This is a genomic window from Streptomyces nigrescens (genome assembly GCF_027626975.1).
In the GTDB taxonomy this organism is placed as follows: Bacteria; Actinomycetota; Actinomycetes; order Streptomycetales; family Streptomycetaceae; genus Streptomyces; species Streptomyces nigrescens.
Genome location: NZ_CP114203.1, coordinates 8,963,592 through 8,978,793 on the forward strand (window position 1 = coordinate 8,963,592; position 15,202 = coordinate 8,978,793).

At 70.1% G+C, this 15,202-nt stretch carries 9 protein-coding genes; 6 read left to right on the top strand and 3 right to left on the bottom strand.

Annotated elements, in window-relative coordinates:
• The first annotated feature begins 220 nt into the window (after window positions 1–220).
• Both STRNI_RS38750 and STRNI_RS38755 read left to right on the top strand, forming a co-directional pair.
• Complete coding sequence (locus STRNI_RS38750) at window positions 221–2,641, top strand: SpoIIE family protein phosphatase (RefSeq protein ID WP_277412946.1); 2,421 nt, start codon at window positions 221–223, stop codon at window positions 2,639–2,641.
• A gap of 249 nt (window positions 2,642–2,890) precedes the next feature.
• Window positions 2,891–6,265 (top strand): pyruvate carboxylase, encoded by a 3,375-nt coding sequence (locus tag STRNI_RS38755; RefSeq protein WP_277412947.1) that lies wholly within the window; start codon window positions 2,891–2,893, stop codon window positions 6,263–6,265.
• Between the two features lie 126 nt (window positions 6,266–6,391).
• Here the strand turns inward: STRNI_RS38755 and STRNI_RS38760 are convergent, their stop codons facing one another.
• The gene (locus tag STRNI_RS38760; RefSeq protein WP_266437193.1) at window positions 6,392–6,997 is read right to left on the bottom strand and encodes a pyridoxamine 5'-phosphate oxidase family protein; all 606 of its coding nucleotides are present in this window, start codon (window positions 6,995–6,997) and stop codon (window positions 6,392–6,394) included.
• 224 nt (window positions 6,998–7,221) lie between these two features.
• Here STRNI_RS38760 and STRNI_RS38765 point away from each other — a divergent pair, with 224 nt between their 5' ends.
• Window positions 7,222–9,072: a glycoside hydrolase family 35 protein gene (locus STRNI_RS38765; protein ID WP_277412948.1), complete on the top strand. Its 1,851-nt coding sequence runs from the start codon at window positions 7,222–7,224 to the stop codon at window positions 9,070–9,072.
• A 137-nt stretch (window positions 9,073–9,209) separates the two neighbouring features.
• On the opposite strand, the gene STRNI_RS38770 is transcribed toward STRNI_RS38765, so the two are convergent.
• A complete protein-coding gene (locus STRNI_RS38770) occupies window positions 9,210–9,959 on the bottom strand; it encodes an SOS response-associated peptidase (protein ID WP_148587896.1) in 750 nt (249 codons plus the stop codon).
• 216 nt (window positions 9,960–10,175) lie between these two features.
• Between STRNI_RS38770 and STRNI_RS38775 the strand changes: the two genes are divergently transcribed.
• From STRNI_RS38775 to STRNI_RS38785, 3 genes are all read left to right on the top strand, one after another.
• Entirely contained in the window at window positions 10,176–10,433 is a 258-nt protein-coding gene (locus tag STRNI_RS38775; protein WP_093636300.1) for a hypothetical protein, read from the top strand.
• Between the two features lie 303 nt (window positions 10,434–10,736).
• Window positions 10,737–12,347, top strand: coding sequence for an alpha/beta hydrolase (locus STRNI_RS38780; RefSeq protein ID WP_277412949.1), 1,611 nt, complete (start codon window positions 10,737–10,739; stop codon window positions 12,345–12,347).
• A gap of 150 nt (window positions 12,348–12,497) precedes the next feature.
• Window positions 12,498–14,327 (top strand): ABC transporter ATP-binding protein, encoded by a 1,830-nt coding sequence (locus tag STRNI_RS38785; RefSeq protein ID WP_277412950.1) that lies wholly within the window; start codon window positions 12,498–12,500, stop codon window positions 14,325–14,327.
• Between the two features lie 95 nt (window positions 14,328–14,422).
• On the opposite strand, the gene STRNI_RS38790 is transcribed toward STRNI_RS38785, so the two are convergent.
• On the bottom strand, window positions 14,423–15,190 hold the full coding sequence (locus tag STRNI_RS38790; protein WP_159491584.1) for a GNAT family N-acetyltransferase: 768 nt from the start codon (window positions 15,188–15,190) through the stop codon (window positions 14,423–14,425).
• Between the last annotated feature and the right edge of the window lie 12 nt (window positions 15,191–15,202).

The window sequence follows — 15,202 nt, forward strand, 5'->3', positions numbered from 1 at the left end:
GACCGCTCATCGGCGCCGGTTACCAGTGGCCGCGGCCACCTGACGGCGCGGGCCTCTTCGACGAGCCCCCACCACCCCCGGCGGACGGCCGGCCGCGGCATCGTGCTCTGCTGCTCTGCTGCTCTGTTGCCTGCACTCTGCGCCACCCGGATCACCGGCCGGTGCGTCGCTCATGGCGCCGACGCGCAGTCGCACCGGGACGGTACGAGAGTGGTAGGTGATGGAGACACCGGTGACGACGTTCAGCGAGGCCCCGGACGATCCGTTCGCCGTGCGTCGCTCGGCCTCCGCCGTGCTGGACGGCAACGGGCGGGTCGTCGGCTGGAGCGAGCGCGCCGAGGCGCTGCTCGGCTACGCGCCCGAGGACGTCCTGGGGCGGCCGGTGCGCGAGGTGCTGCTCGACCCCCGCGATGAAGACGTCGTCATGTCCGCGGTGGCGGCCTGCCTGAGTGCCGGGGGCTGGTTCGGGGTCATCCCCGTACGGGACCGCGGCGGCAAGCGGGTGGAGCTGGGCTGCCGGGTCCGGGCGGTGGCGCGCGTGGACAGCAGTATCGAGTGGTTTCTCGTCGGCGGGCCTGCGGAGCAGGTGATCCAGTGGGAGACGGACCGGTCGATCCTGGACGGGATGTTCCGCCGGTCCCCGATCGGTCTCGCGGTGCTCGCCCCCGACCTGCGCCTGCTGCGGGTGAACCGGGCGATCGCACGGTTCGGCGGCATCCGGGCCGAGTACTACCGCGGGCTGCGCATCGGCGACTTCGTCATGGGCAGGGACGCGAAAACAGTGGAGGCGCGGCTGCGACGGGTGCTCGAAACGGGGGAGCCGCTGATCTTCACCGAGCAGCCCTGCCGTCTGCGGCACGACCCCGACCGGGAGCTGGTCGTCTCCGTGTCGGCGTTCCGAATGCAGGATCCCGCGGGTCGGATCCTAGGCGTGACCCAGATGGTGGAGGACGTCACCGACCGCTACCGGGCCCGGCGCAGACTGGCGCTCCTCAACGACGTCGGTGCCCGTATCGGCACCACCCTCGACGTGGAGCGCACGGCGCGCGAGCTGGCCGAGGTGGCGGTCCCCGACCTCGCGGACTGTGTCTCCGTCGACCTGCTGGAACCGGTGACCCGTGGTGAGGAGCCGGGCCAGGAGGCGTGGGCTCCCATGGTCAGGACGGCCGTTCGGAGCATCGCACCCGAGGCTTCCCGGGTGATGCATCCGGTGGGCCACACGAGGCACCCCCCACCGGGGGCCCCGGAGACCAGATGTCTGGCCGAGCGGCGGCCCGTCCTCGAACCGGTTCTGGAGTCCTCCCCGGGCTGGTCCTCCCTTGACCCGGACAAGGTCGAGCGGGTCCAGGAACTGGGCGTCCACTCGCTCATCGTCGTGCCGCTGGTCGCGCGTGGCCTCGTACTGGGCGTGGTGAGCCTGTGGCGGTGGCGGCGGCCCGAGCCGTTCGAGGAGGACGACCTCACGCTGGCCGAGGAGTTCGCCGCCCGGGCCGCCGTCTGCATAGACAACGCCCGCCGCTACACCCAGCAGCACCAGGCCGCGCTCACGCTCCAGCGCAGCCTGCTCCCGAGCGAGGTGCCCGAGCACCCGGCGGTCGAGATCGACCACCGGTATCTGCCGGCCGACGCCGCTGCCGGGGTCGGCGGCGACTGGTTCGACGTCATCCCGCTCTCCGGGCTGCGGGTCGCCCTCGTCGTCGGCGACGTGGTCGGCCACGGCATCCACGCGGCGGCCACCATGGGCCGGCTGCGTACCGCCGTCCACACCCTCGCCAACCTCGATCTGCCCCCGGACGAGGTCCTCTCCCACCTGGACGACCTCGTGGACCGGCTGGCGGCCGAGCAGGAGGCGACCGGCGAACGTGCCCCGCAGGTCGTCGGCGCGACCTGCCTGTACGCGGTCTACGACCCGGTCAGCGGGCGCTGCGCCCTCGCCCGCGCCGGTCATCCGCCGCCCGCGGTGGTGACACCGGACGGACGGGTGGCCTTCCCCGACCTGCCGGCCGGCCCACCGCTCGGGCTCGGCGGCCTGCCGTTCGAAGCAGCTGAGCTGGAACTGCCCGAGGGCAGCTTGCTCGCGCTCTACACCGACGGGCTCCTGGCGGCCCGGCGCCGGGACGTCGACGAGGGCCTGGAGCTGCTGCGCGGGGCGCTGAGCGACCCCTCCCGCTCGCTGGAAGACACCTGCAAGGCGGTGGAGGACGCGCTGCTGCCCGACCGGCCCGGCGATGACATCGCACTGCTCACCGCCCGCACCCGCTGCCTGGCCGCACACAAGGTGGCCACCTGGGAGCTGCCGGCGGAGCCGGCCGCGGCCGCCGAGGGCCGGACGCTCGCGGTGGCCCAGCTCAACGACTGGGGGCTGGAGGAGGTGGCGTTCACCACCGAGCTGATCGTCAGCGAACTGATCACCAACGCCTACCGCTACAGCAGTGGTCCGGTCACCCTCCGGCTCATCCGGGACCGCCACCTCATCTGTGAGGTCTCGGACCCGAGCAGCACCTCGCCCCATCTGCGCCACGCCGCCACGACCGACGAGGGCGGCCGCGGCCTCTTCCTGGTCGCCCAGCTCACCGAACGCTGGGGCACCCGCTATGTGCGCAACGGCAAGACCATCTGGACCGAGCAGCCACTGCCGTGACGACGAGAGGAGTGCGATCTCACTCCTTCTGTGTGGCTGACCGGTGTTTCCGCAGCTCAGACGGGGTTCGGCGGGAAACACCGGGTGTCCGGGTGTCGGCGTGTTTCGCCACCTCTGGCAGGGTTCCTGCTGACCCGTTGCCGAGTTACATTGCGCCTGGTCAGGTAACAAGTCACCGTGGGCCCGGTGGCTGATCCGCCAGCCCAGGACATTACGGTGTCCGTCAACGGCAGGCTGAAGGGATCGAGCATGTTCCGCAAGGTACTGGTCGCCAATCGTGGTGAGATCGCGATTCGCGCTTTCCGCGCGAGCTATGAGCTGGGCGCGAAAACCGTTGCCGTCTTCCCGCACGAGGACCGCAACTCACTGCACCGGCTGAAGGCCGATGAGGCCCATGAGATCGGCGAGCCGGGACACCCGGTGCGTGCCTACCTCTCCGTGGAGGAGATCGTCCGTGCCGCGCGCCGGGCGGGCGCGGACGCGGTCTACCCGGGCTACGGGTTCCTGTCCGAGAACCCCGACCTTGCGCGTGCGTGCGAGGAAGCGGGCATCACCTTCGTCGGGCCGAGCGCGGAGACGCTCGAACTGACCGGGAACAAGGCGCGCGCGGTGGCCGCCGCGCGCGCGGCCGGCGTACCGGTGCTCGGTTCCTCGGAGCCCTCCAGCGACGTGGACGAACTGGTCCGTGCCGCCGACGACATCGGCTTCCCCGTGTTCGTCAAGGCGGTCGCCGGCGGCGGAGGGCGCGGTATGCGCCGCGTCGAGGACCCCGGCATGCTGCGCGAGTCCATCGAGGCGGCGGCCCGCGAGGCCGCGTCCGCGTTCGGCGACCCCACCGTCTTCCTGGAGAAGGCCGTCGTCGACCCCCGCCACATCGAGGTGCAGATCCTCGCCGACGGGCAGGGCGAGGTCATCCACCTCTTCGAGCGTGACTGCTCGCTGCAGCGCCGGCACCAGAAGGTCATCGAACTCGCGCCCGCGCCGAACCTCGACCCGGCGCTGCGCGAGCGGATCTGTGCCGACGCCGTGCGGTTCGCCCGGGAGATCGGCTACCGCAACGCGGGCACCGTGGAGTTCCTGCTCGACCGCGACGGCAACCACGTCTTCATCGAGATGAACCCGCGCATCCAGGTCGAGCACACGGTGACCGAGGAGGTCACCGACGTCGACCTCGTACAGGCACAGCTGCGTATCGCCGCAGGTGAGTCGCTGCCCGATCTCGGCCTCACGCAGGACACGGTCGAGCTGCACGGCGCCGCGCTGCAATGCCGTATCACCACCGAGGACCCCGCCAACGGGTTCCGCCCGGACACCGGCCGGATCAGCGCCTACCGGTCGCCGGGCGGCTCGGGGATCCGCCTGGACGGCGGCACCACGCACGCCGGTACGGAGATCAGCGCACACTTCGACTCGATGCTGGTCAAGCTCAGCTGCCGGGGCCGGGACTTCGACACCGCGATCGGCCGGGCCCGCCGCGCCGTGGCCGAGTTCCGCATCCGCGGTGTGGCCACGAACATCCCGTTCCTGCAAGCCGTGCTCGACGACCCGGACTTCCGGGCCGGGCGGGTCACCACCTCGTTCATCGAAGAGCGCCCGCACCTGCTCACCGCGCGTCACTCCGCCGACCGCGGTACGAAGCTGCTCACCTACCTCGCGGACGTGACGGTGAACAAGCCGCACGGTGCACGGCCCGAGCTGATCGACCCGATCACCAAACTGCCGCCCCTGCCTGCCATCGAACCGCCCGCCGGCTCCCGGCAGCGGCTCGCCGAGCTGGGCCCGGAAGGGTTCGCCCGGTGGCTGCGCGAGTCACCGGTCATCGGAGTCACCGACACCACCTTCCGCGACGCCCACCAGTCGCTGCTCGCCACCCGGGTCCGTACCAAGGACATGCTCGCCGTTGCCCCGGTCGTGGCGCGGACGATGCCGCAACTGCTGTCCCTGGAGTGCTGGGGCGGGGCCACCTACGACGTCGCGCTCCGCTTCCTCGCCGAGGACCCCTGGGAGCGCCTGGCCGCGCTCCGTGAGGCCGCACCGAACATCTGCCTGCAGATGCTGCTGCGCGGCCGCAACACCGTGGGCTACACGCCGTATCCGACCGAGGTGACGGACGCCTTCGTGCAGGAGGCAGCGGCCACCGGTATCGACATCTTCCGGATCTTCGACGCGCTCAACGACGTCGGGCAGATGCGGCCCGCCATCGACGCGGTACGGGAGACCGGAACGGCCGTCGCCGAGGTCGCCCTGTGCTACACCTCCGACCTGTCCGACCCGTCCGAGCGGCTGTACACCCTCGACTACTACCTCCGCCTGGCCGAGCAGATCGTGGACGCCGGCGCCCATGTCCTGGCCATCAAGGACATGGCAGGGCTGCTCCGGGCTCCGGCCGCCGAGAAGCTCGTATCGGCCCTGCGCCGCGAGTTCGACCTGCCGGTGCACCTGCACACCCACGACACCGCGGGCGGCCAGCTGGCCACCTACCTCGCCGCGATCCGGGCCGGCGCGGACGCGGTGGACGGTGCGGTGGCGTCCATGGCCGGCACCACCTCGCAGCCTTCGCTGTCGGCGATCGTGGCCGCGACCGACCACTCCGAGCGGCCCACCGGGCTGGATCTGAAGGCGGTCGGGGACCTGGAGCCGTACTGGGAGAGCGTCCGCAGGATCTATGCGCCGTTCGAGGCGGGCCTGGCCTCGCCGACCGGCCGCGTGTACCACCACGAGATCCCCGGCGGGCAGCTTTCCAACCTCCGTACGCAGGCGGTCGCGCTCGGCCTGGGCGACCGCTTCGAGGACATCGAGGCGATGTACGCCGCCGCCGACCGGATTCTCGGCCGTCTGGTGAAGGTGACCCCGTCGTCCAAGGTGGTCGGGGACCTGGCGCTGCACCTGGTGGGCGCCGGGGTGAAGCCGGCGGACTTCGAGGCGACGCCCAACGAGTTCGACATCCCCGATTCCGTCATCGGTTTCCTGCGCGGCGAGTTGGGCAACCCGCCCGGCGGATGGCCGGAGCCGTTCCGCGCCAAGGCGCTGGAAGGCCGCGCCGAGCCCAGGCCCGTGCAGGAACTGACCGCGGAGGACCGTGGGGGACTGGAGCAGGACCGGCGCGCGACGCTCAACCGGCTGCTGTTCCCCGGGCCGGCGCGCGACTTCGAGACACACCGTCAGGCCTACGGCGACACCAGCGTGCTGGACAGCAAGGACTTCTTCTACGGCCTGCGTTCCGGAACGGAGTACGCGGTCGATCTGGAGCCGGGCGTACGTCTCCTGATCGAGCTGGAGGCCGTCGGCGAGGCCGACGAACGCGGTATGCGCACCGTGGTGTCCACCCTGAACGGCCAGCTGCGGCCGATCCAGGTACGCGACACCGCGGCGGCCGCCGACGTACCGGTGACGGAGAAGGCCGACCGGGCCAACCCGGGCCATGTCGCCGCACCGTTCGCCGGAGTGGTGACGCTCGCGGTGGCCGAGGGCGACGAGGTGGAGGCCGGCACCACAGTGGCCACCATCGAGGCGATGAAGATGGAAGCCGCGATCACCGCCCCGAAGGCCGGGCGGGTGGCCAGGCTGGCCATCAACCAGATCCAGCAGGTGGAGGGAGGCGATCTCCTTGTCGACATCAAGTGAATCGCCTCGCACGAACGAAGGCGACCGAAGGCGCCGTTAGCGAGCGGCCCGGCTGACCACGGTCTTCAAACAGGGTGAATCCGCCCGGCCCACCGGTGGGCCGGGCGGACACCGCGTGGCATCGCCCTATGACCGGTGCTGTGCGGTGGACGGGAGTGGTGGCAGCGGCAGCGGCAATCCCGGCAGGCCGTCGATGCTGGTCGCGACATGCTCCTTCTTCTGGAAGTACCCGTCGAGCGACTCATCGGTCTCGCGCGCGAAGCGCGAGGCGTGCAGCGGGCGGTCCTGGCCGTAGGACATGAACGGGACCGCGTACCCACAGGTGTCGCGGATCTTCTCGGCGGTCACGACGATGATCGCCCGCAGACCGTGCACGGCCGCGTCGATGTCCGGGAAGTACCCCATCAGCCCGGCCCAACGCGCATCGTCGCGGAAGACCGGCTCCCCGCGGCCATGCACACGCACGATGTTGGGCGGCCCCTCGAAGGCACACCACATCAGGGTGATGCGGCCGTTCTCCCGCAGATGGGCGATCGTCTCGGCGTTGCTGCCGGCGAAGTCGAGGTAGGCCACGGTGAGTTCGTCGAGCACGGCGAACGAGCCGTTCAGGCCCTTCGGTGAAAGGTTGACGGTACCGTCGCCGTCCAGCGGCGCCGTCGCGGTGAAAAAGATGTGCTGCGCCTCGATGAAGGCACGCAGCCTGCCGTCTATTCGCTCGTAGCTCTTTCCCATGGGCCGATTATGACGGGGCGTTGAATCCTCCTACTCGGCGAAGGCCGCCGGGATCGCGCGCCCTGGGCCCGTACGTCCGCGCCCCGTCCGCCTGGTTCGCCGTGCTCGGTCACGAACCCTTGTGCTCGTTTCTGTTCTACATAACACTCTCAATGCACAGAAGCGCGCACCACTGAACATGTTCGAACCTTGGGTGACGGCAAGTCGAGTCGAGGAGAGCAGGCATGACGCAGTTCAGCCGACGTAGATTTCTGAGCGCGGCCATAGTGACCGGCGCGTCCGTGGGTGTCGCCCTGGGCAGCGGCCGTACGGCCTTCGCCCAGGCCGACAACCCGCGCGGGCTGACCATCCGCGGGGACGAATTCCTGCTGGACGGCGAGCCGTTCCGGATCCTCGCGGGCGCCTTCCACTACTTCCGGACGCATCCCAAGGACTGGCGCGACCGGTTGCTGCGGATGCGGGCCATGGGCCTGAACACGGTGGAGACCTACGTCGCCTGGAACTTCCACCAACCGTACGAGGAGAAGGCCGACTTCACCGGCTGGCGCGACGTCGCCGCCTTCGTACGGACCGCGGACGAGGCCGGGCTCAAGGTGATCGTGCGACCGGGACCGTACATCTGCGCGGAATGGGACTTCGGCGGTCTGCCGGCCTGGCTCCTCAAGGACAAGGACGCGCCGCTGCGTCGCTCCGACCCCGCCTACGAACGGGCGGTTGACGACTGGTTCGCCGAACTCCTGCCCCGGTTGGTCGATCTGCAGGCCACACGCGGCGGGCCCATCATCGCCATGCAGGTAGAGAACGAGTACGGCAGCTACGACGACGACCATGCGCACCTGGAACATCTGCGGGACACCATGCGGGCACAGGGCGTGGACAGCCTGCTGTTCTGCTCCAACGGCGCCACCCAGGAAGCGCTGAGGGCCGGCAGCCTCCCCGATCTCCTGTCGACCGTCAACTTCGCCGGGGACCCCACCGGACCCTTCGCTGAACTGCGTAAATTCCAGCCGGACAAGCCCCTGTTCTGCACGGAGTTCTGGGACGGCTGGTTCGACCACTGGGGAGAGCGGCACCACACCACCGACCCGGCACAGACCGCCGCCGACGTGGCGAAGCTCCTCGAAGCGGGAGCGTCGATCAACTTCTATATGGCGGTGGGCGGAACGAACTTCGGCTGGTCGGCGGGTGCCAACTTGACCGGCAGCGCCTACCAGCCCACCGTCACCAGCTACGACTACGACTCCCCGATCAGCGAATCCGGCGAACTCACCGAGAAATTCCACAAGGTGCGTGAAGTGCTGGCCAAGTACACCACTTTGCCGGACACGCCCCTGCCGGCCACACCGCGCCGCATGCCGCCCCAGAGGGTCGCCGTCCGCGAGTCGGTGCCGTTGATGGACGCGCTCGACGCACTGAGCACTCCGGTACGGCATACCGCTCCCGTCCATATGGAGGCGCTCGGGCAGCCGTACGGACTGATCCACTACCGCACTCGGGTACGGGCGCCGCAGGGGACCAAGGCCCTGAGGATCACGGGCCTGGGCGACCGTGCGCTGGTGTTCAGCGACGGCAAGCGCATCGGCACCTTCGACCGCAACCAGCCGGACCACACCGTCGACTTCACCGTGGCCGACACATCCAGCACCCTCGACCTCCTGGTGGACCCCACCGGGCGGATCAACTTCGGCCATAACTTCAACGACCCCAAGGGGATCAGCGGCAAGGTACTCCTCGACGACCAGGAACTGAGCGACTGGGAGATCCGCCGGCTGCCCCTGGACAACCTCTCGGCTCTGAAATTCGCCAGCGGAAACACCCCGACCGGCCCCGCGTTCCACCGGACCCGGATCCATGTCGACACCCCCGCGGACGGCTTCCTCGCCTTTCCGGGCTGGGACAAGGGCATGGTGTGGCTCAACGGCTTCGCGCTCGGCCGCTATTGGTCCCTCGGGCCGCAGGTCACCCTGTACGCACCGAGCCATCTGTGGCGGCGGGGGCGGAACGAGCTCGTCGTCCTGGAGATGGAGCGGACGGGGGACCGGATCGAAGTACGGTCCGAGCCCGACATCGGTTAGCGCTGCGACCCATCAGGCGCGCCGGCCCTGCAGTGGGCCGTCTGTACTCATCCGACCGAGCGGGCCGTCGAATTCGCGCCGACGGCAGCACAGCACCGACGCGTCGAGGTCAGCCGTGAGCCGTCAGCGGTCAGCGGTCAGCCGTCAGACGGGGGCTCGGTGATCTCGTCCAGAAGGTGAGGCCCGTTGTTGCGTACGCTGTTGACCGCGGTGGAGACGGCACGGGAGTCGAGGTGTCCTGCGGCCGGAGCCGTCAGCAGCGCGCGGAGCTCGGCGGGGTCCTGGTGCGCGGGGTCGAGCCAGGCGCTCCAGTCGCCGGGGGCGATGGTCAGCGGCATCCGCGGGTGGACGCGTCCCGCGGCGTCGGTGGCCTCGGTGGTGATGATCGTGCAGGTGGTCCACCACGCCCCCGGCGCATCGTCGTCGGAGACGTCGGGGGCGCGCCAGAACTCGTACAGACCGGCGAGCGCCATGGCCCGGCCGTCCTCGGGGCTGATGAAGTACGGCTGCTTGCGGGCCTTGGTCGTCTCGGTCGCCGCGACGGCCTGCCATTCGTAGAAGCCGTCAGCCGGCAGCAGGCACCTGCGCTTGGCGAAGGCCCGGCGGTAGGCGGGCTTCTCCGCGACCGTCTCCACCCGGGCATTGATCATCTTCGCGCCGACGCTCAGGTTCTTCGCCCACGAGGGCACCAGCCCCCAGCGCAGTGGCCGCAACTGCCGGGTGATCTCGCCGGTGTCGCGCTCGACGCGTTCCAGCACCGACCACACGTCATCGGTGGGGGCCACGTTCCAGCTCGGGTCGAGCGCCTGGCCGGGATCCCAGCGCGTCACGTCGAACAGGTCGACCAGATCCTGCGGACCGCGGGTGGAGACAAATCGACCGCACATACCGTCCACCTTGCCACGCCACCGGGCATTGCCAGGTCACCCACGTCTTCGTCTGACGTGCCGAGCCTGCCCGCCGGCCGCGATACCGGCCCGCTTCCCCGACAGCAGATCTTCGGGCAGAACTGTGGGCAGATCCTCAAGGCACGCCCGCATGCGCGACTCCGCTGCCGCGCGCCTGCCCCACGGCTGGTGGCACAGGCACTTAAATATCGGAGCGTGACTAGAGAGCCGCAGCGCTTCACGATCTTGTTGATCCCCGAACATGTTGAGGACAGGGGCGGTGCCTCGGTGGAGGACTCAGCCGTCCGGTCGGCGGTCGTCGAGGCGACGGGCGAGACGGGCGCCTCGGGCTACCCTCGCTACGTCGGGCACGGGATCGTGGCCGACATCGACCCCCGGACGCGCACGGTCGAGGCGTTGCTCGTCGACGGTTCAGAGCTGGACTACGGGCTGACCGTGAGGGTCATTTCCTGATCGCGGTGTCGTGAACGAGCGGGTGGCCGTGACGCCGGCGCATCGTGGCCGGCGGGTGGCCGGTCCGAGAACCGCTTGATCACCGAAGGGTACGACGCCCCACTCACCGTGATCCCGGTCGGCGACGACCGCAACGATGGGCACTAGCTCTTGCCTCGCCACTGGAGGCCGCCCTATTGCGGTGCGTGTCCGCCCCGCAGCGCTGCGTATGTCCGTACCACGAGTGTGACGGGGGCGATAGCGGGGGGCGCCACCTATGCGCATGCTTCCCGGGGGGCAGCGAGAGAGCGAGAACGGCGATTGATGTCCATACCCCGCAGGTCCAGGTCCAAGTTCAAGCCCAAGTTCAGGCCCAAGTCCCTGACCGCTGGTGTGCTGGCCGCCACCACGTTGGTGGTGACGGCCTGCGGCGTCAGTGGCGCCGCAGCGTCCCGGCCCGACGACGCCAAGGGCAAGAACGCGTCCGCCCCGGTGCTGCCCGCGCGCTTCGCCCAGCAGAAGGTCCAGTGGACGGCCTGTGGCGCGGACGTCACCCCCGAGGCCGTGCCCGGCGCGGAGTGCGGCTGGGTGAAGGTGCCTGTGGGCTACGCCGCCCCGGACGGTGAGACCGTCAAACTGCGGGTGTCGCGGGTGGCGGCCAAGGACCAGGGGCATCGGCTGGGGTCACTGCTCTTCAACCCCGGCGGGCCCGGCGCGGGCGGTGCGGCCGACGTGGCCAGTGGGAACTGGCAGGCCGGCGGACAGGCCCGGGCACGCTATGACCTGGTCGGCTTCGACCCACGAGGCATAGCCGGCTCCGGGCAGATCAAGTGCCCCGACGGCGTGGCGCAAGGCCCCGAGGACCCGCCGCGCACCGAAGCGGAGGCCGAGGAGGCGTTCTCCGACGCGACCAGGCGTGCCCAGGCTTGCAAGAAGGCGAGCGGCGCTGTTCTCGCGCACATGGACAGTGTGAGCGTCGCGCGCGACCTGGATGTGCTGCGTACGGTCCTGGGGGACGCCAAGCTGAATTACACCGGCGTCTCCTACGGCACCTTCATCGGCCAGCAGTACATGAAGCTGTTTCCCGGCAGAGTGGGCCGGATGGTGCTGGACGGTGTCGTCAACCCCGACGCCGACTTGCAGCAGGTCACCCGGCTCGACGTCAAGACCTCCGATGACGCGCTGCGTCGATACGCTCAGGACCTCGTCGCGCGCGGGGACGACCGTCTGGGAGCCACCACCGAGGAGATTCTGCGGAGGCTCACCGAGTTCGCCAAGAAGCTGGAGCAGGAGCCGCTCCGAGGGGCTGACGGCGAGGAGATCAACGACGCCACCTTGTCCATGTATCTGGAGATGGGCGTGACGGCGGAAGAGAGCTGGAAGGAACTGACCACGGCGCTGGTGGCCGCCCTGGGCGGGGACGGGACCGCTTTCGAGCGCTTTGAGGCCGGGACCGCCGACGAGAGCGGTGCCGAGAGCCTGACGCCGCAGGAGGAGCAGGCCGAGGAGAACGAGTCCTCGAGCATGCCGGCGGTGCTGTGCCTGGACTCGCCGTCCGCGCCGAAGTCCCCGAAGGAGATGCTGGACACCGCCGACGCGTTCGCCAAGCAGTCGCCGCTCTTCGGTCGCTACTACGCCTGGCAGATGATCGACTGTGCGACGTGGCCGGTCGCCCCCACCGGTGGGGCCGATCCGGTCAAGGCCTCCGGGGCGGCACCGGTGCTGCTGGTGTCATACACCGACGATGTAAACACTCCGCTGGAGAACGCGCAGGCGGTGCACCGGCAGTTGGGCAACAGCTCGCTGCTCGTACGCAAGGGCCAGGGGCACGGCGCGTACGCCGCGGAGGATGCGTCCACATGCACCGACCGTGCCGTCGACAGGTATCTGGTCGGGGGGAAGCTCCCGGACAAGACCGCCAACTGCCCGCGCTGACAGGGGGAGGCCGGCGCACGTGCGTGGCGGCTGAGCGGCGGCCTGCTCTCCTCGAAAGCGCTCAGCGACCGGCGCGGCCGTACGGAAACGCGCCATACAGGAATGAAATTCGCTTGACCCTTGTGGAGCGTGGACATTCCACTCAGGGGCATGACTGATCGTCAATCCGTCCCCCGGAATGCGGCCGTGCCGCGGTTGCGGATCCTGTGGTCGTTCGCCCGCCCCCACAAGGGTGCGCTGATACGGGCACTGCTCTTGGCCCTGGTGGCGTCGGCGCTGGGGCTGGCCACGCCCATGGTCACGAAGTGGGTGCTCGACGCGCTGGGTGATGCGTCGCCGCTGAAGGGGCCCCTGGCGGCCCTGCTGGTGCTGCTCGTGGTCGGCGTTGCCGTCCGGTTCTGGCAGTGGACGCTCCTCGGTGCCGTGGGGGAGCGTGTCGTGCTGGAGGCCCGTGAGTCGATGGTGCGGCGCTTCCTGCGGGCCACCGTGCCGGCCATCACCCGACGCCCTACCGGCGAGCTCGTTACCCGGGTCACCTCCGACACGGTGCTGCTGCGAGAGGCCGCCACCGACGCGCTGGTCGGCCTGATCAACGGGACGGTGATGCTCCTGGGGACACTCGTCCTGATGGGCGTGCTCGATGTCGTACTGCTCGGCACCACGCTGGCGTCGGTGGCGCTGGTCGGTGTGCTGTTCGCGGTCCTGATGCCCGGGATCGCCACGGCTCAGCAGCGGGCCCAGGAGCATCTCGGCCGGCTCGGCGGAGCGCTGGAGGGCACACTGCGTGCCATCAGGACGGTGAAGGTGAGCCGCGCCGAGGACCGCACCGCCGAGCGGATCGCGGCCGACGCGCGGGCCTCGGCCGAGTACGGCATCCGTGCGGTCCGCCGCGAGGCGCTGGCCTGGACGGTCTCGTGGTCCGGAATCGAGCTCGCGATCATCGTGATTCTGGGCGTGGGCGCCTGGCGGGTGGGTGAGGGGCAGATGGAGGTTTCCAGCCTGATCGCCTTCCTGCTGTACGCGTTCGGGCTCATGGACCCGATCACCGAGCTCAGCTCGAATGTCACCGCGCTACAGGCCGGCATGGCGGCCGCGGAACGGATCCGCGAGACCGACGAACTGCAGACCGAGAGCACCGCCGCCCACCCGGCGCCCCCGACCGGCCCGGATCACCGGCACGACGTGCCCGTACTGGCACTGAGGCAGGTCACCGCCGCCTACGGCCCCGACGCCGAGCCGGCCGTACGGGGCATCGACCTGGCCGTCCCACGGCGCGGACACACCGCGATCGTCGGCCCGTCGGGAGCCGGCAAGACGACCCTCTTCTCCCTCGTCCTGCGCTTTTTGGAGCCGACGCAGGGCGAACTGCTCCTGGACGGCCGTCCCTACCGCGACCTCACCCATGACGAAATCCGGGCCCGACTGGCGTACGTGGAGCAGGACACTCCGATCGTGCCCGGGACCATCCGTGACAATCTGCTGCTCTCCCGCCCCGACGCGACGGACGAGGAACTGCGCCGGGTTCTGCGGGACGTCCGGCTGGCCGAGAAGATCGACGCCCTCGACGACGGCCTCGACACCACCCTGTCCACCACGACCGTCTCGGGCGGCGAACGCCAGCGCATCGCCCTGGCCCGGGCCCTGTTACGCACCCCCGACGTCCTGCTTCTCGACGAGGCGACCGCCCAGCTCGACGGGATCACCGAGGCCGCCGTCCACGACTGCATCCGTTCCCGCGCCGCCGCCGGTGCGGTGGTCACGATCGCCCACCGGCTGTCGACCGTGATCGACGCGCACACCATCGTGGTGATGGAGGCGGGCCGTGTCCGCGTCCAGGGCAGCCACGAGGAGCTGCTGGAGACGGACCTCTTGTACCGCGAACTGGTGGAGGCCCTGGACATCTCCACGGGCCCCGCGCCGGCCCCGGAGGCGGAGGCCGTCTCCGTGACATCCGGAGGCAGTCGACCGCAGGCGACCTGACCGTCGGCCCTGAGCGCTACGGGTCCGCAGGCGCCGGCCTCGGGCCGGCTGTACTCAGGCGACATGGCTTTTGCGGAAGAGGCGGGACTCTGTGCTCACCGGCCCCGGCTGAGGGGGGCGTCGCCGAGCCGAACGCTGAGCTGGGTACCCAGTTCCTGGAACCCCAGAGCGACGGCCACACGCTGCGAGGGACAGAGCCGTGCTCTCCACTGCGGCAGCAACCCGGCATCGAGGGCATGGGCCACTGCTGCGGACGCCACGACGCGGGCCAGGCGCCGGCCCCGACAGTGCGGGGCCACCAGCACGCTCAGGTGAGCCACCGACCGCGGCCAGGACCGGTACCCGGCCGCCGCCACCACCTCATCGCCCCGGCGAAGACAGAACGCGGGAGAGGAGATGTCCTCCAGGCCGCTTTCGTCGGCCTCCTCCTTCCCGGACCGGGCCAGCAGGGCGGCCACACCACCGGCACCGTCACTGTCACTGCTGCTGTCACCGATCGGCAATTGCTCGACCGCGGTACCTTCATGCGCAGGAAGGAAGCCGTCCCGGCCGAGATAGAAGAGCGAAGCCGGGCCGAGGACATCGAGTACGGGCAGCACCGCACGCAGACGAGCGATGTCGACGAGCTCTTCGGGGGGCATCTTCCGCGCGGCATCGGCCACCATCTCGGCGGTACGTACGGTCGGCGCTGTGACGAGGGCAGCGTCACCGATCCGTACGACCCCGGTCCACGATGGCGGAGCCAGCCGCGAACTGGGCGCGACCACAACCTTTGCCCCTCCTGAGGAGATGAACTCGGCTGGTGTGCCTGCCAGTTCCGCCCACAGCTCCCGGGCGCGAACGAGCAAGAGAGCGTCAGCCATGGCCGCGTCCGT